At 47.0% G+C, this 16,812-nt stretch carries 20 protein-coding genes; all 20 read right to left on the bottom strand.

The genetic code is table 11. The features are described 5' to 3' along the window. Positions 1 to 171: 171 nt before the first annotated feature. The 20 genes from ACYQ2N_RS20090 to ACYQ2N_RS19995 all read right to left on the bottom strand — a co-directional run bounded on the left by ACYQ2N_RS20090 (position 172) and on the right by ACYQ2N_RS19995 (position 16,808). Positions 172 to 675, bottom strand: coding sequence for a distal tail protein Dit (locus tag ACYQ2N_RS20090; RefSeq protein WP_460001201.1), 504 nt, complete (start codon positions 673 to 675; stop codon positions 172 to 174). Next, entirely contained in the window at positions 676 to 3,444 is a 2,769-nt protein-coding gene (locus ACYQ2N_RS20085) for a phage tail protein (protein ID WP_460001200.1), read from the bottom strand. It abuts the gene before it with no gap. A 182-nt stretch (positions 3,445 to 3,626) separates the two neighbouring features. Then, positions 3,627 to 3,968 carry a hypothetical protein gene (locus ACYQ2N_RS20080; protein WP_460001199.1) on the bottom strand — a complete coding sequence of 114 codons (342 nt, stop codon included), beginning with the start codon at positions 3,966 to 3,968 and terminating at the stop codon, positions 3,627 to 3,629. 42 nt (positions 3,969 to 4,010) lie between these two features. Then, positions 4,011 to 4,892, bottom strand: a complete 882-nt coding sequence (locus tag ACYQ2N_RS20075) for a major tail protein (RefSeq protein WP_460001198.1) — start codon at positions 4,890 to 4,892, stop codon at positions 4,011 to 4,013. A gap of 2 nt (positions 4,893 to 4,894) precedes the next feature. Then, complete coding sequence (gene gp17, locus ACYQ2N_RS20070) at positions 4,895 to 5,260, bottom strand: tail completion protein gp17 (protein WP_460001197.1); 366 nt, start codon at positions 5,258 to 5,260, stop codon at positions 4,895 to 4,897. Continuing rightward, complete coding sequence (locus tag ACYQ2N_RS20065; protein WP_460001196.1) at positions 5,257 to 5,652, bottom strand: HK97-gp10 family putative phage morphogenesis protein; 396 nt, start codon at positions 5,650 to 5,652, stop codon at positions 5,257 to 5,259. The genes gp17 and ACYQ2N_RS20065 overlap by 4 nt, the downstream gene beginning before the upstream one ends. Next, positions 5,636 to 5,986 carry a phage head closure protein gene (locus tag ACYQ2N_RS20060; RefSeq protein ID WP_460001195.1) on the bottom strand — a complete coding sequence of 117 codons (351 nt, stop codon included), beginning with the start codon at positions 5,984 to 5,986 and terminating at the stop codon, positions 5,636 to 5,638. Before ACYQ2N_RS20060 ends, ACYQ2N_RS20065 begins: the two co-directional genes overlap by 17 nt. Further along, complete coding sequence (locus tag ACYQ2N_RS20055; RefSeq protein WP_460001194.1) at positions 5,986 to 6,573, bottom strand: head-tail connector protein; 588 nt, start codon at positions 6,571 to 6,573, stop codon at positions 5,986 to 5,988. The genes ACYQ2N_RS20060 and ACYQ2N_RS20055 overlap by 1 nt, the downstream gene beginning before the upstream one ends. Before the next feature lie 29 nt (positions 6,574 to 6,602). Then, complete coding sequence (locus tag ACYQ2N_RS20050) at positions 6,603 to 7,073, bottom strand: hypothetical protein (RefSeq protein WP_460001192.1); 471 nt, start codon at positions 7,071 to 7,073, stop codon at positions 6,603 to 6,605. Between the two features lie 24 nt (positions 7,074 to 7,097). Then, positions 7,098 to 8,375 (bottom strand): phage major capsid protein, encoded by a 1,278-nt coding sequence (locus ACYQ2N_RS20045; RefSeq protein ID WP_460001191.1) that lies wholly within the window; start codon positions 8,373 to 8,375, stop codon positions 7,098 to 7,100. Further along, positions 8,368 to 9,258, bottom strand: coding sequence for a head maturation protease, ClpP-related (locus ACYQ2N_RS20040; RefSeq protein ID WP_460001190.1), 891 nt, complete (start codon positions 9,256 to 9,258; stop codon positions 8,368 to 8,370). Before ACYQ2N_RS20040 ends, ACYQ2N_RS20045 begins: the two co-directional genes overlap by 8 nt. Beyond that, positions 9,251 to 10,522: a phage portal protein gene (locus ACYQ2N_RS20035; protein ID WP_460001188.1), complete on the bottom strand. Its 1,272-nt coding sequence runs from the start codon at positions 10,520 to 10,522 to the stop codon at positions 9,251 to 9,253. The genes ACYQ2N_RS20040 and ACYQ2N_RS20035 overlap by 8 nt, the downstream gene beginning before the upstream one ends. A gap of 175 nt (positions 10,523 to 10,697) precedes the next feature. Then, positions 10,698 to 11,129, bottom strand: coding sequence for a hypothetical protein (locus tag ACYQ2N_RS20030; protein WP_460001186.1), 432 nt, complete (start codon positions 11,127 to 11,129; stop codon positions 10,698 to 10,700). Further along, entirely contained in the window at positions 11,122 to 11,487 is a 366-nt protein-coding gene (locus ACYQ2N_RS20025; RefSeq protein ID WP_460001185.1) for a hypothetical protein, read from the bottom strand. Before ACYQ2N_RS20025 ends, ACYQ2N_RS20030 begins: the two co-directional genes overlap by 8 nt. 1 nt (position 11,488) lies before the next feature. Beyond that, a complete protein-coding gene (locus ACYQ2N_RS20020) occupies positions 11,489 to 12,157 on the bottom strand; it encodes a hypothetical protein (protein ID WP_460001184.1) in 669 nt (222 codons plus the stop codon). After that, entirely contained in the window at positions 12,150 to 12,512 is a 363-nt protein-coding gene (locus ACYQ2N_RS20015) for a hypothetical protein (RefSeq protein ID WP_460001183.1), read from the bottom strand. The genes ACYQ2N_RS20020 and ACYQ2N_RS20015 overlap by 8 nt, the downstream gene beginning before the upstream one ends. A gap of 271 nt (positions 12,513 to 12,783) precedes the next feature. After that, entirely contained in the window at positions 12,784 to 14,379 is a 1,596-nt protein-coding gene (locus ACYQ2N_RS20010) for a terminase large subunit (RefSeq protein WP_460001181.1), read from the bottom strand. A 142-nt stretch (positions 14,380 to 14,521) separates the two neighbouring features. Further along, complete coding sequence (locus tag ACYQ2N_RS20005) at positions 14,522 to 14,746, bottom strand: DUF4314 domain-containing protein (RefSeq protein ID WP_460001180.1); 225 nt, start codon at positions 14,744 to 14,746, stop codon at positions 14,522 to 14,524. Continuing rightward, the gene (locus ACYQ2N_RS20000; RefSeq protein ID WP_460001179.1) at positions 14,739 to 15,431 is read right to left on the bottom strand and encodes a virulence protein; all 693 of its coding nucleotides are present in this window, start codon (positions 15,429 to 15,431) and stop codon (positions 14,739 to 14,741) included. Before ACYQ2N_RS20000 ends, ACYQ2N_RS20005 begins: the two co-directional genes overlap by 8 nt. A 135-nt stretch (positions 15,432 to 15,566) precedes the next feature. Continuing rightward, complete coding sequence (locus ACYQ2N_RS19995; protein WP_460001178.1) at positions 15,567 to 16,808, bottom strand: site-specific DNA-methyltransferase; 1,242 nt, start codon at positions 16,806 to 16,808, stop codon at positions 15,567 to 15,569. Positions 16,809 to 16,812: the final 4 nt, after the last annotated feature.

Genomic DNA, 16,812 nt, shown 5'->3' with positions numbered 1-16,812 from the left:
GGGTTATTTGCACGGATGAAACGGCTCCCGTCCAACTAATAGTATTATTTCCGGATAGCAATAGTGGGAAATCCCCGTTCATTAAGCTATTTTGAAGAACCGTATCCTTGTAAGCATCCTTCAGTACACTGTCAATAGTAATAGAACCGCTAACCCCGGTGAGCAGGATATTCACTCCATTGATCGTAAGGTTATATCTCCATCACCCGTAACGAGGATAACAGGCTCACTGGCCACCGTCCCAGGGTTCGTGATGGTTCCAGCAGACGTTAAGGTAATCGCCATGTTATCTAAGTCATACTTAAACGGCCTGCAGCGGAAATTAACGAGGAACTTGCCGAATACCTTAAACTCCTGGCCAATATCCACCTGATCGGATACATGGGCCAGGTAATACTTATCCAGCTGGTTGCTAAAAATAAGTGGTCCTTCTCCACTGTCTAACCAGGCCTTGACCAAGTCGGCCTTATCCGTAACGAACGTATCGCTAAACCCACACTGGATAGGAATGATCATATCCTTATAGGTTGCATCATCAATTTTCAAACTTCCACTTCGTCCCGGGACTTCAACATACTGAATGTTCCTCTGCTGTTTCGGGATAATCGGCCTTTTTTCGACCTTTATCCCGAAATCGGTGTAGCTATCCTTCCCTTGGAAATTGAAACTGAACACTCACGCCCCTCCTCTCGCCGCAGCCGCCTGCCCCCGGTAAAACTCAAGTTTATACGCTAAATCCCGGATATCCATGTCACCCGAGATCACGATTTTATCGGTATGCAAAAGGGAGCCATAAGAATAAGAGTTGTTCACTGATGTGACCGGACTCTTGCCCGCAGCTATAGCGCGAGTTGAATAATTCCCCCAGTTGAGACTCCCGCGAATCTGCGGCGACAGCACATTATTAAGCTGTGCCTGGAGTTTAGGAGCTCCGGCTTGAATTCCTGCCGTCAACATCTTCATGAGGTTGGGCATCCATTGATCTGCTCCGGATCCGGGACCTGCCTCGGTCGGAGAATGAAACCCTAAGTAGGCCGCAATTTTGCTAGCGATTTCCCCAGCGGCATTGGCTACTTGCCCGGCTAAAGCTTTGATTCCAGCAATAAGACTCCGGATAATATTAGCTCCCCAATCCCACGCTTCGTCCGCAAGGTTGGAGAACCAATCCCTTAATCCCCCAAATATATGGGTAACTGAATTAAAAGCATTTTGAGCCAGGCTTCCTATGGTATTTGCAACTTTATTCCAAACCGAGCTCGCCGTTTCCTCAATTCGATTCCAGATTCCCGCTAGAAAATCTCTGACAGGGGTGAATATTGACTGAAGCCCTAAGACGAGATTTTGCCAGAGGTTTTGCAGACTCCCTGAAAGTGAATCCCAAACTTGGAGAGCTGTGTCCGAAATACTGTTCCATAAAGATACAAGAGTATTGGTTAAAGCACCCCAGGCCTGAGTAGCCGCAGATTGTATTAAAGCCCAGGTTGTGTTCAAATACTGAGTGACTAAATTCCATACTTCTGTGGTCTTTTGTTGCAGATTCAACCAGGCCCGAGCCGCAAAATCGACAAGATCCTTGAAGTAGTAGTTGTGGTTGTACATCCACTTGGCGGCACCCACCACTCCGTTTTTAATCCCATCCCACACATTGATTGTTTTACCCTTTAGCGCAGACCAGAGATTAGAGACAGTGGTTGTTAAACCCGTCCAGGCGTTCTTGACGCCGATAACGACAACCCCTGCAGCATGGGTTATCGTGGATTTAATTTGTTCCCAGTGTTGGGTCACTGCATAAATAATCAGCCCAATAGGCCCTGTAGCCGCCGCAAGAATGAGTAGCCCCCAATTGGTCAGAAATCCTACAATCGCATTGAGAGCGCCCGAGAAGATATTCTTTATTCCTTCCCAAAGACCAAAAAACCAGGTTTTCACCTGGTCCCAATGCTTATAGAGCTCATATCCGGCAACCGCCAGAGCCCCTACTGCTATCACAATCCATCCAATTGGATTGCTAGCTAAACCAATCAAACCCATCGCAGCGTTCAATGAGGTAAATGCAGTTTTCACTGTATTTATCACGTTTACCACAGCGGTGATAGTTTTAAGCGCAGCAAAACCCGCTGCCATTCCTACGAGAGCTGCCTTTACGAATTCGCCATGAGCAGAGACGAATAAAAAGAATTCCTTAAGAACCGGGAAGGCCACTTTGGCCATATCTGCGATGATCTCCCCAAATACCTTAAAGGTCCCGACCACTCCCGGTGGTAGAATATTATTAAGCGCAGCTCCCAGTCCGCTTTTGGCTAGAGTATCACTAAATCGACCCACTTGTTCCAAGATCGTCGGCATGAGTTCCTTTAGCTTATTAAACACCGGCTCCATGACTTTACCGATTGTCATATTGACATTGTCCTTTAAGGTACTCATCATGCCGGAAAAAGTCTTAGACTGGGCATCGGCCATCCCGCCATATTTGCTCTGGACAATTTTCTGCACTGCGGTTAAAGCCTGTTCGACGCTGCCTTTGTAAGAACCGCCTTTGTCAAACTCCAAACCGGCCCCCGTAAGCATCTCCCGGGAAATTCCGAAGTCCCGCAATCGCTCAAAGGCTTCTCCGAAGTCACCCGATTTTAACCGGGCAATGGCACTGGCCACCTCGCCAATCGTTGCCTGTGGATTGGCTGCAGCTAAATCTCCTACCCATTTGATGGTGTCTTTGACATTTAGCCCTACCACTTGTAAGGTACGTCCCGCTTCCGATACATCCGGGAATTCAAACGGGGTACTTGCTGAGTACTGATACAAATCCTGTACAGTTTGTTTCGCCTGTTCGGCTGAACCGGTGAGGACTTGAAAGGCGATCTGGTTTTGTTCAAGTTGGGCATTGGTGCCGATCCCGGCCTCTGTGATCCCCTTGAGTGCGTTCTTGGCTCCTTCAAATACGGCTATGCCGCCGGCAAATCCGGCAACGGTCTTACCAATTCCCGAAGAGGAGAGTTTGTCACCCACCGATTTTGTCTGCTCACCAGCCCTCTGCACACTCTTAGAGAACTTAGCCCAAAGGGAAGTATCCTTTTCAACCTCAGACTCATTGCGTTTGAGCTCACCGGTCAACTTAGCCAGCTCGGTCTGAGCTTTTAACAGCCGGACTTGGACATCCTGGCTGGCCTTACTGTCCTTGCTCTTGGCCGAAACAAGCTGTTCATACGCGCCTTGCAGCGCGGCAACTTTTTGCTTCTGAAGTTCAATTTGCCGTATTAGAGACTCCGCCTTAAGGCGTTCTTGGTCCTCCGCCGACCCGTATTGCCCCAAAGAGGCTTTAGCCTTTTCAAACTCGGCCTGCACAACCCGCATTTGCCGGTTGATGGTACTGACGTTGTTGAGAAACCCGGTACTGTCCAGCCCAACCCGAACGAGCAGTTTGCCGATCTCTTGTTCCCCGGCCATAAGCCTCGCCTCCTAGAGCACTTGATCAATAAAACCTGATGGTTCTTCCCCGTCAGGCTCCGTTTTGTGAAAACGCTCATGTTGACGCCAAAGAGTTGTCAACTTACGCAATGTACACTTCCAAAATGTTTCTTCGTCTAGGCCTAAGACAACCCGACCCAAATAATACAACCACGCCCAGTCTAAGCTTCCTTGTCCGTTGCTTGGCTGGGCGCTGTCCGGTTTGGGTCAGGTAATGCCGCCTCGACTGCTTCGAGAATTTTTTGAGAGACGAGCGTGAGACCGGAGAGTCCGACCAGTGTCCCGGCCTGACTTTGGGTTAGCTCCGGATCCTCGGAGATGAGTCCGGCCCAGAGTAAGGCGCGAATGGCTTTCGCGGACCCTTTTTCGACTTCAGCAAAAGCTTGGTCAACCGCCCCATATGTCTCTTCCAAAGCAGACAAGGCATTTAGATCATAAACAAGGTTGCGCTTTTTATCCAATTCAATGGGTACCTTTTTCGGAATTACGTCACTCATTGGCATCTTTGTTCCTCCTAAAAAAAATAAAAGAGAGCAATTGACTCATTAAGCCGTGGTAAAGTTCGTGACACTCGTTGCAGCTAAGGCATTACCATTGGTATCCTTGACATTCTGAGTGCAGATGGCCACATAATCCGTAACAGCAGCCAGATTATTGGTTGGATCAAAAGTAACCACCGTCTGAGCCGCATTAATGGAAAGCGTACCACTGACCGGGATACCATCCGCTTGCATAACAAAGAAGTTACCCGAAGTAACCAGGCTGCTCTGAATGGCCTTACTGAAAGTCCAGACAATGTTGGCATCAACGGCAACGGTACTCGCACCATCCAGTGGGGTTACTGTTACCGTAGGCGCTGTGGTATCCACCACTCCGGCATATACCGCATTAAACCATGTTGGACCCGCGCTAAACCCGGCCTCATCTTCGTCTCCGACGACCTGCCAGGCTAGATCATTATCCCTACGGATAAATGAACCCTTTATCTTTGGAGTTTGGAACTTAGGTTTATCTTCTTGGGTTGCGTATTCCTGGTCAGGCGGCATAAACTTACCCTTAAAGAGCCAGACATAACGGAAATTGCCGTTCGACTTCTTGCTCTTAAAGCCGAGCGCCACATACGGGGCATTATCACTGGCTTTTCTTATAATCGCCCCATCGGTTACGGTATGGCCGAGGAGCGCCGCCTGTGTGTTTAAATCCAAATCCTTCGTTTCGAGTTCCACATCGATCTCACCTAAAGCCGTCGCAACTTCTGCAGGACCATCATCCGCATACAGAGTTTCACTATTGGATTTGGGTGTGATTTTGGCATTAATTGCACCGGCAACCTTTACCGGTGCGGAATAAGTAACTCCTGTTTCATCATCTTTGGTTAATAAGGCATAATGCAGGTCATTGAGACCGACTTGAACGCCTTTGCCCATATTCATTCCTCCAGTTCTACCGTTGTTGAAAAGCGAAGGACTTTATGGTATACCCCTGTATCGTCTTCGTAGAGATCCGTGGCCGAGTCCCGAGCGAAACCCAAACCTTTCATGGTTCGGGCGACCTCAAGGGAGATATCTGTGGTATTACCTTTGCACCACACATCGATCTGCAGAGTGATGTCGCTCGCCATTTCCGTATCGTCCGCAAAGACTGACCCTATATTGGACATCTCAAAGAAGGTAATGCGCGGGAACTGCTTGGCATCCGGAGCTATTTGAAAGTAAATGGCCTCACCGCCGAGAAGCGCAATCAGTTGTGAGTTTACTTTGAGTGCACTGAGCACTTGCGATTTGACGCTGATCATAGACCTAACCCCGCTCTCAACTGTGCCTTTATTGTTTCAAGGACTTCTCCTTGGCTTTCTTTGGCTGCCGGTCCCATGAAGGGCCGGGCTGACATTTTACTCGTTCCGAACTCCAGAAACTTCGCATAAAAAAACTCGCTGTTATCTCCGCGAGTTGGCCCGACTTCTACGTATTTAATTCCTTCTTTGATTTTGACTCCGCTTATCTTAATATGATCGGCCATGTGCCGTTTCGCTTGGCGGCTTCTTGGAGCCAATTCTGATGCTCTTTTCTGCACTACTGCTCCGCCCGCTTTCAGCGCTTTATTTTCAATGCGGCTCGCCTGATCGCCCAGCTGCTGCACTCGGTTAAGTATTTCTTCAAGTCCCTCTAAACTAAGCTCCGTGGCCACCGATCATCACCTCCCGGCACAAAAGGTTAAGTTCCTGATGTTTCTCTTCCGGGTCGATAGGAGCTTGAATATCGAATACACGGGATCCGTACAAGATCCGCATCGCCGATGTGATTCCTGCCCGGAACCGTATCCGGATGCGCGTGGTCACTTCTGCGGCAATCGACTGGGCCGCTAGGAGTTCGCGTCCTTGAAGCGGTTGAACCGCTGCCCACACGGTCGCGATATCCACCCAATTTTCTACCATGACGCCTTCAGCATCTTGACTTGGATTGTTTTGCTGGATCGTTACTTGATGCTTCAGTTTTCCTGGATCCATGCTAGCCTCCTCCATTAAGTCGGTATGATGCGGTCCTGCCACAAAATCGCGGATACGGTAAAGGCAATTTCTCCAGGGACCTGGCCCGTTTCGCTTAAGGGAATTCTATTTTCATACCAATGGCTTACCAGAAGTTTCATCGCTTGCTTCACCTTTTCCGGGACGCTGTCAGCAGTATCACCATACCCGCAGGCAAACTCAATCACGACCGCATCAAGCGGCCAAGGGACAAAAGGTGGCCAGGGCTGCCCAAACACTGGAGCAACCGTGCCAAGGACACCCCGGTTGCTCACCACGTAATGCGTGTTTTCCGTGAGAGTTGTTATCCCGCCACTTGAATTCTTATAGCCGATCGAATTTATCTTTTGCAGGTTCCCACTTGGGATTTGAATTACCTCAGCTGGCCAGTAGTGAAAGCTTAGCTGCCAGGTTTGGGTGATAAAGGCCCTGTTCTGAAAACTTTCACAGTACTCCCGAGCCGCAGTGATCAAGGCTTCCAGATAGGCATCATCGGTGAGCCCATCGTCCAATCGCAAGTAGCTCCTTAATTCCGTTAAGGAAAGGGGTTCCGTGGCCGACGGCTTAACTAACACAAGATTCATATACCTCTCCCCCCTCAATTAACCTGCCGTTAATCTACGATATCACTGGGAGGGGTATTGCCGCCGTAACGTAAATCGGCCAGAAGATACTGTGCTGCAGTGATGTTGGTGGGGTCCGAAGCCGCCGTTTTAACGGTGATACAATCAAAACCATTATTCACATCCAAATGGGCCGGATCAATTTGGAAGATGACCAGTTTGTGTTTGATCGTAGCTAAGGTGGTAAAATCAACATCCTCTGGCTTCTGAACAAGGGCATCCGTTGCCCCACAGTCTTCATTAGCCCAAATAGGTATAGCATTAGTAATGACCTTGCTGTTTGTACCGGCCACATCCTGTGCTTGTTCAATCGTGATGGCAACCTGAGCCGCATTTGCCTGGTCGATATGAACGATAACAAAACAAAGTTCAGCATCCCTTAGGGATACATAATCGCCCGTTATAGCACCCCCGGCTTGAGGAGTGATGGCTTCTACGATTTTAGTAGTTTCAGGAATCATTTTATTACCTCCGTTTCAGTCAGATTAGGATCTGGTTGCCAGAGCCACAAAAGGGCTCAAGGTATTTGAACCTTTAAATGGCTGCAGCGGTGCATTCCAGACCGGCTGTCCGTCTACCCGATAGATAAAGCGGAACACGTTCTCGTCATAGAGAAAGCGCACATGGATGGAAGACGCCGCATTGATCCCTCCTTTGTCGATCAGCAGATACTGTGAAAAGTCGGCCAGGATAATATCTCCTAATGTACCTAAGGTTTCACATTGCTCCAAAGGAATGACTGGACGGCCAAACAAGGTACTGTAGGGTGAACCGGAAACACCGCTCGCCGGCATGTAAACCGGAATCCCACCGGTGCCGACAGCCAAAGACATGGTGAAAAGCTGGGGCTCGATATCCTGGTTAATATACCAGGCCGCATTTTGCCGTGACCTGCCCCAGCAGCGTGACCACATATTCACCACGTTTTGCACATTAATAGTACCGGCTGCTTGTCCAGCTTCTTTAGATACGGTAACTAACGCTTTGCTGTTTAGTATCCCTTGTGGCATGCCGGCACCGGATCCGTTGATGATGGCATCATCCACTTTGAACCCGAACTCCTCAGAAAACCCTTGCATAATCACGGCTTCAAGAGCAGAAGCATCCGACAACAGTTCATCCGTGGCATAGCAGAGTCCAGTGAGTTTGCGAAGATTTAGCTCCATTTGTCTGAACTTGGGTTTGCTTCCGGCCAAGGCATCGGCCTCACCTTCCCAGTAGGCTTGAATGCCGCCCCAACGGGATCCATTCTTCCGGCTGGTTTCATCGATGCCGTTAATCTTCATGGAGTTGGCTGCAGTGCTTAGAGGGATTTTGTTACACTTGCTGGCCAAAATGCCGGTATCATAGGTTCGCTTAAGAAGTTCCTTGGTGAAGTCTTCTTCAACTAAAAAGCCTCCGTCACTACCCACGGACTCATTGAGCCCGGAAGCAGCTCTGATGGAAAGCCGGGAATCGATAGACCCGCCCGGCTTTGCCGCTTCAACAACGGCTCGTAATTGTTCCCCGAAGGTTGAAAACTTTTTCTCATCCTTCGATTTAGGTTGAGCATATATCGGCGGATTGACCGGGGTGTTCATCCCAGTTTGCCGGTCCTCTACGGCTTTTTGAGCAGCGAGAGTCTTTTCCAGATCGTCAATTTCTGTTTGCAGGGCATCGAATCGGGCTTGTTCTTCAGCCGTCAGCCCTCTTTCCGCATCCATTGCGGTCTGAATAAGGGCTTGTTGGGCATCAATTTTCTTTTTAAGCAGGGCTTTAAACATGGGCTAATCGCCTCCTATTGATTTGGATTTGGGCAGCAAATAAATTAACCGGCATGAGCCGGTTTTCTATCGGGATGGTATGGTCTTTTTCCGAAGTGTTATTTTTGCTCATCTGCTCGAGAACTTCTGATAGCAAGGTACTGGCTTGCCTAATCCGCTCTTCATTAGCAGCTGATAAGGTACTTCCTTCGTTCAACACCTCGGGTCTCTCTGTAATGGGCTGGCCATTGGGCTTCGGTGGGTTGCGGTAACGACTTAGATCAAAGGTCATGCCATTCATTAAGAGTTGTCCCTGGTTCAAGGAAGCCGCTAGTTGTTTATTCTTTTCAATTTCATCGGCAAAACCTAAAGTGACCGCTTCCTCAGCGGTCATCCACGTTTCAGCATTTACCATATCGATGATCTTGTCTTTCCCTAGTCCTGTTTTGGTTTCATAGGTGACTAAAATGCTTTCATCAATTTTGTCCATGTCATCAGCGAGTTTCCTAAAGTCGTTGGCGTTTCCTAAACCGAAGGTCCAGGCTTTGTGAATCATAATCATGGCGTTTTGCGGCATATACACGATATCACCCGCCATGGCAATGACGGAGGCAATACTTGCGGCTAAGCCATCCACATAAACCTTCTTTGTAGCCTTATGGCGTTTGAGCATGGAGTAAATCGCTTGTCCGGCAAAAACATCTCCACCGCCGCTGTTGATATAGATATTTAAGGTGCTGATATCTCCAAGGTCATCGAGGTCTTGTTTAAAAGCTTTGGGGGTCACTTCATCGCCCCACCAGGTAGAGCTGGAAATATCCCCGTAAAGCAGAAGCTCTCCTTCCTCGGTTCCGATATCCTTTTTGGCCCGGAACTGCCAAAACTTCTTATTTTGTTTAGACACTCCTCTCACCTCTTTCTATGATTAATTTGTAGATATCCTCGGCTAGAGCTTTTGTTTCATCCTGGACTTTTTGAGTTCCGGCTTCGATCATATTCGAAGGAGTCAAGTAAATATCCCCATTTGGGATGGGCGGCATATTCTCGAGTTTGCGGATATCATTAACGCTAAGCCAACCCCACTGTCTGCCCGTGGCATAGGCTGTCGCCCGGCTTTGAGCATCCCCTCGCAAAAGGTTGTCTATTTTGAACTCAATATAAAACCCCGCTTTTCGTTCCAGCGGGGTTAAGAGTTGCATATTGATATTTTCTTCCCAGCGTTTGAACCAGGGGAGCATCGTGTACATTACAAACTCCAGACTCTGATGCTCAATATTATTGTTTGTCGCCCGGTCAAGATTTTGGATCAAATGGAGCGGTACTCGATAAATCCGGGCAATATCTTCAAGCTGAAATTTCTTGCTTTCGATTAGCTGCGCATCAGCTGGCTTAATCGTGAGCTGACTAAACTTGGCCCCTCCTTCTAAGATGATCGGCTTTCCGGTATTGGCCAGCCCCTGATAACTCTTGGCAAAATCCTTCTTCAAACGCTCATATGCTTGATCCGCTAGAGCGCCCGGATATTCAATAACCCCTGAAGAGTTAGCTCCATTTTTATAGAAGTTGACCCCGAAGAGTTCATACGAAAGACCCAGGCGGATTGCCGAAGAAACGTACTCAATGGGAGATAGCCCAATGACCCCATCCATGCTGAGCCCCGCAATGTGAAAGACCTGACCCCTGGGCATATCCAGTTGCTTCGTCCCATCCCGGATTTTATACATTAAGCGGCTTGTAGTTGGATCCCGGGTGATGTTGACCTTTGACCATTCATAGGGGTATAGGCCAATGAGTTCACCATATTTATTCACTAACTTTTGACTAACAGAGTTGCCACCGAGGTTAAGAGAAACCATAGCAACTTCCTTATAGTTGAAGGGGGACATTTCCTCGTTAGGTTGATTATGCAGTACGTCATAAGCAGCGAGGTCGTTTCTTGTTTCTCGATCGCCATTCTTTTTCTTTCGATAAAGCATGACAGGGGTACCGGCGAGCGTTTCGGAAAGAACCCTTACACAAGCAAAAACAGCCGTGTACTTCATGGCTGTTTGGGAGTCAACCTGGCCTGGGTGGTTGATATCCGGAACATCTTCTCCGGTTAGGAAACGCTGGATATAATCATCAAAGCTTTGACCAAAGAATAATTTTACTCGTTGTAAGAAACGCAATTATTATCACCTCCTCAGCTTCAACTTTCTTACAAGGGCATAAAAACAGCCCATGCCGTTTGGCACAGGCTAAAATTAGCCTTCAAAAGCCTTCTCAAAATGCAAAAGTGACGCAGTATCAGAAAACTACCTAACAAAGAAGGCTCTGAACATTTTCAAGTTCGGAGCCCTTTCCTTATGATGGATTCAAGGTGTTATAAACTTTTACGGCACTTTCTAGCATCATGATTGTCTTAGGCAATTGATCCCACATTTTCTGAAGAAAGCTAGTTCTCAATGTTCCCTCTTCGCTTTTCTTTTTAAGGTCTCCTAAGATTTCTGTAGCATCCTGTATTTCATCTAATTTAAGTCCGGGGATTGTTTTTATCTCACTTAAAAATTTTTCATATGCTTGAATTTCTTGTGCTCCCCAAGTAACGGTTTGACTCACATGTTCTCCCATGTTTACTGCGCTTCCAGTGACATTGCCCGTAATGTTCATATGTCGACCATCGATTTTAACCACTCCCCCTTCATTTACATGTATTGCCACCCCTGCCTCTGGTAGTTGACTAATAGGTTTTTCACCAGAAAAGGAAGCAACTAAGCCATTACCATCATTAGGCAACTTGTCCGTTTTTTTTTAGTTGCTGCCGATAATCCTCGTTAAAACGGAAAGCAACAAACATTCTATCTGCATCGGCTTGATACTCTACCCCACAATTGTGACAAGTAAAATACTCATCCGGATCTAAATATTCATTTAATGGAAACGCTTCACCTTTATGGTTATTCGGACAAAACAAAATTTTATAAGGGTTTAAACAGTATGGAGATCTTGATAGAAGATAATTGAACGTCTCCGAATAAAAACTTTTACCCAGACCAATGGCGGTTAGTACATTACTCACCGTGAAATCAATAATTGGAGAATTATTAAGCGCCCACTGTTGTAAAAGTTCATCGATTTCAACATAGGGCAACATTTTAAACACTCCTTTCAAAACTTCCTTCGCCTACCGCAATTTCTTTCTGTGCATTAACGACTTCTTCTTTAGCTACTTTTTCCTGGCTATGTCTTTCGACGTATACTTTAATAAATGCTTCAAGAATATGTTCTATAACCTTTTCCGATACGCTACCTGAAAGAAATTTAAAACCGCCGCTCAGAATATTTATTTCGAAAACAACATGAAAATCAATCTTACTAATGGGATCAGTAAATTTTATTGTACATGTTTCATCCAGAGTTTCATCCGTTGATAGACTCAATTGGCTATTAATTAACCTTAATATTTCATTAAAGACTTTGTCTTCCCTTAAATCAACATCCTTTATTCCATTAAAGCGCACACTACCAACAGTGCTAGGTATAGCAATATGAGAAGAAGACAAATTTGCGGAGAGGAGTTCAGAAATTCTCTTGGCCTCTTCTTTTGTGACAGATGTCAACCATGCCCATTCTTCATTCTTCATATTGGCAGGAAATCCGAGTAAATCCTTAATAAAAGACAAGTAGTGGTGTCTTTCAGGATAACCACATCTTAATTCTACTACTCGATCACTGAAATGGACTACAGCTGAAGCAATATGTGCATAAGGCTCTTTAACGTTTCTCCATCCGCGTTTTCTAGTTCCGATTTTTTCTTCAACCATTCTTAATAAACACATCTGATCCATCTTGAATGATCCCACATAGCTTTATCTTGGAACTATACCTACATTCCCACAAGGTTCCTACTTGACCTTGAGTAATTTTCTTTTCCTTAATCAGTTTATTAACAAACTTTTCTGCCGTGTTAGCTGATTCAGGGAAACTTCGTTCGGGCTTGCAAACCGTTAATGCCTTAGTCGCCTCAGCGAACCGGAATTGTTCATCAAGATATTCAAGTGTATTAGTGAGTCCTTCTTTCTCTAATTCCTCGATTACTTTATCTATTGATTCACCGCGAATTTTGATCTTCTTCACTTTAGCAAGAGAATTTATAATCCTTTTGGGAATATAATACATGTCCCCTATTTCCTCCGCTATATCGCACCTGTATTAGAGGACTAGTTTGGTAAAATTGGTTAGAATAGGCTGTCCCCTGCCCATAATATATCACTATTTATATAAAGAAGGATGTAATAATCTGTCGAAAAATAAATTCTTTAAAAAGTTAATTATTGATATGGCATTTGCTAGGGCTAATTTAACCCTAACTGAATTTGTTTAGGGGCTGTCCTTTACATTTTCCTACAACTGTTTATTAGAAGTTCTCCATCTCTAGCAAAACTATTTTTTAAAGTATTAACAGCCCACGCTTTTCATAAATACTCCCGTTATCCAAATGCCGGAGTGCTCTGTCCAATGCCATAATCAAAGCCACAGCACCGTCAATACGTTCGGTGCTTTTTTCTTTATCGGGTTTTATATTACCCGCAGGATCTGTTTTAACAAAGATATTATCCATCATCCACCTTAAAACAGGATGTCCACCATGTGCCAGTTTTCCTTCTAAGGTTAACTTCATCAGTTCTTTGGTAGGAGGGCTCATATCCTTAAAGCCTTGACCAAAAGGGACAACAGTAAACCCAAGGTTTTCAAGGTTCTGAGTCATCTGCACAGCACCCCAGCGGTCAAAAGCAATCTCCCGGATGTTATACCGTTCACCAAGGCTTTCGATGAACTTCTCGATGTATCCGTAGTGGACCACGTTTCCATCAGTGGTCATCAGAAAACCCTGCTTCTCCCAGAGATCGTACTGCACATGATCACGACGCACCCGCAGGTCGATGTTGTCTTCCGGCATCCAAAAGAATGGAAGGACCTGAAACTTGTCGCTTTCATTCATTGAAGGAAAGACCAGCACAAAGGCTGTAATGTCTGTGGTAGACGATAGATCCAGTCCACCATAGCAGATGCGTCCTTCCAGTTCTTCAGCGGAAACAGGAAAGGCACAAGCATCCCATTTCACCATTGGCATCCAACGCACTGCCTGTTTGACCCATTGGTTTAGCCTGAGTTGCCGGAAACTGTTCTCCTCGGCAGGGTTTTGCTTTGCCGATTCACACGCCGCTTTCACTTTATCGATGCTGACCGTAATTCCGAGGCTGGGATTGGCTTTTTTCCATACCTTGGGGTCTGTCCAGTCGTCATCTTCTTTTGCGCCGTAGATCACTGGATAGAAAGTAGGATCAGATTTCCTGCCTTCCAAAAGATCAAGGGCTTTCTGATGCGTTTCGTAGCAGATACTCTGTGTATCCGTACCGGCAGTAGTGATTAGAAAATACAGCGGTTGTGTCCTGGCATCACCAGAGCCCTTTGTCATGACATCAAAGAGCTTCCGGTTTGGCTGTGTATGCAGTTCGTCAAAGACCACACCGTGGATGTTGAAGCCGTGTTTTGAGTAGGCTTCGGCAGAGAGCACCTGATAGAAGCTGTTTGTCGGCAGGTACACGATTCTCTTGGTCGAAGCCAGAATTTTTACCCGACGATTGAGTGCTGGACACATACGCACCATGTCAGCTGCAACCTCAAAGACGATGGACGCCTGCTGACGATCGGCCGCGCATCCGTACACTTCAGCGCGTTCCTCACCATCACCGCAAGTCAAGAGCAACGCAATGGCAGCGGCCAATTCACTCTTACCCATTTTCTTAGGGATCTCCACGTATGCTGTATTGAACTGGCGATACCCATTTGGTTTCATAATACCGAATACATCCCGGACGATCTGTTCCTGCCAGTCGATCAGTTCAAAAGGTTTGCCTGCCCAGTTTCCCTTGGTGTGGGAGAGGGCTTCGATGAATGCGACCGCATAGTCTGCGGCAGCTTGGTTATAGATACTGCCCCCGGCCATGAAGGCCGTCGGTTTATACTTTTCCAATTTCCGCATTGCCTCTTAGCCCTCCTTTCAGGAAAAATGGGCAAAGAAAAGAGCCTCTGAATCGAAGCCCTTTGCCTTATTTCGTAGGAGTTCTTGTTTGGTTGTACATTTTCAACAGCTTTTCATAGACCGCCTTCACCGCTGCATATCTTTACCGGCGTTTCACGTTATCTTCACCGTACACTACACCAAGAGTAGAGCCACTGTCCCAGTCGCAGAAAATTGTACCGGTATCATCCACGAAATCCACGGTACCCTTGTCACCGGGCTTCAGCTTGGAATAGGGGTCGTTCATCCGCACCAGTTCAACCCGGCAGCCGTGTGGATACTGCTTTCGAAGCCGATCGACGGTTTCCTTGGAAGGAAATTTATTCATGGCGCACCTCACTTTCGGGGTGATCATCCTCTTCTGCCTTCATCGGTCGGCCGTTCTTGAAAGCCGAGTTACCGCTCAAATTGTTAAGCAAAATTTTTCTCGCTGCCTTATAATCATCGCCCACGAAGCCCAGCCGAATGAGGAATACCCGAAAGGCGAATTTTTCGTTGTCGACTTCCTTTTCGCGAGCGGTGACCCTCTTTTGTTCCTTGGCCGCCGCACAAAGCGCGCCAATGAATCGGGAGTAGGCAGCCACCTCATCACTTTCAGCAGGGAGTTTGAACCAGGGGAATTTGAGTGTGTTCTCCGTCCTTTCGATGGGAAGTGCATCTGCACCAATGGCCTTCTTAATAAGGTTTGCTTTGCTGGCAATCAGCTTTTCAAGATTGGTAAGCCCATCCTCAGTAAAACCCTCCAGCGGCATTTCGATGATCAATTGGTCTGATGTCTCGGATTCCACAAAATCAAAGCCCCTTTCTGATAGACCCTCCATGACCTTCTTCACCAATTCACTGTCCAGTTCGACAGGGTAGCTAAGCGTCCCGTTTTTGTCGATAGAAAAATCGCCGACTTCATAGGCGAAAGTGGGCGCGCCCTTGTAGTTCAGCGGTTCACCCACAAGTTCGCAAATAGCAGAAACCATCTCTTTTCGCCTTACACCCGTCACGTTATACTTGAGTTCCATATTTGTAAGCCTCCTTTGCTTCTTTGTGAGTACATATATCACTCAGAAGCTGTGGAATAGCAAGTTATTTGAATGACAAAAGTCTTTGTTTTTCAGCATTACGAAGCAACACCCATATTCCAACCCGTGAAATAACTACGCTTCTGCAAGCACTTTAACATCTGAAAAATGGACCTTTTCACCGTCTCGAATGAGATAGACATCCTTGTCCGAACCAACCTGCTCGATGAATCTTTTCACAATGACATCGCAGAACTTTTCTTCCATTTCCGCGGTGTAGCTGATCCGATCAGTCTGCTCACAGGCGATCAAGGTGGAGCCACTGCCTCCGAAGGGATCGAGGACAATGCAGCCTGTCATGGAACTGTTAACGATCGGATAAGCGATGAGCGGGACCGGTTTCATCGTCGGGTGATCGGTGTTCTTTTTCGGTTTGTCGAACTCCCAAATGGTGGACTGCTTGCGATCAGAATACCAAGCATGCTTGCCGGCTTTCTTCCAACCAAACAAAACCGGTTCATGCTGCCACTGATACGGAGAACGCCCCAGAACCAGTGACTGCTTCTTCCAAATGCAGGTGCCGGACAAATAGAATCCGGCGTCAGAAAAGGCCTTGCGGAAGTTCAGCCCTTCGGTATCGGCATGGAACACATAGATGCTGGCATCCCGTGCCATAACCTTTTCGGTAAGAGTGAATGCGTCCAGCAGAAACTGGTAGAACTTGTCGGCTGCCATGTTGTCGTTCTTGATTTTCCCGGCAGTGCCTTCATAGTTGACGTTGTAAGGTGGGTCGGTGACTGTAAGGTTGGCCTGCTTCCCGTCCATGAGCAGTTCAAATGTTCCCGATTTCGTGCTATCGCCACAGACCATGCGATGCTTACCAAGTAGCCATAGGTCCCCTGCTTTAGTAATAGCAGGCTTCTTTAGCTCTGCGTCCACGTCAAAATTGTCGTCTTTGACATCTTCCAAACCGCCCAACAGCTTATTGAGTTCAGCGTTGTCGAAACCGAGGAGTGAGATATCAAAATCTGCACCTTGCAGATCAGCAATCTCCACCGAAAGTATCTCAGCATCCCAACCCGCATTCAAAGCAAGTCGGTTATCGGCAATGATGTAGGCGCGCTTTTGTGCTTCGGTAAGGTGCTCGGCAAACACGCAGGGAACCTCTGTAATACCCTCTTCCTTGGCGGCCAGGATTCTGCCGTGACCAGCTATGATGTTTAGATCCTTATCGACGATGACCGGGTTGACGAAGCCAAACTCCCGAAGAGATGCCCGAAGCTGGAGTATTTGCTCCTTGCTGTGGGTGCGGGCGTTCCTGGCATACGGAACCAGCCTGTCTATATTTACTTTTTCAAAACGCTCCGATGTATTCATGTAG

This window comes from Paradesulfitobacterium aromaticivorans, assembly GCF_054657415.1.
Note: the sequence above shows the minus strand (reverse complement) of the source record. Positions and strands in the feature narration are given on the sequence as shown.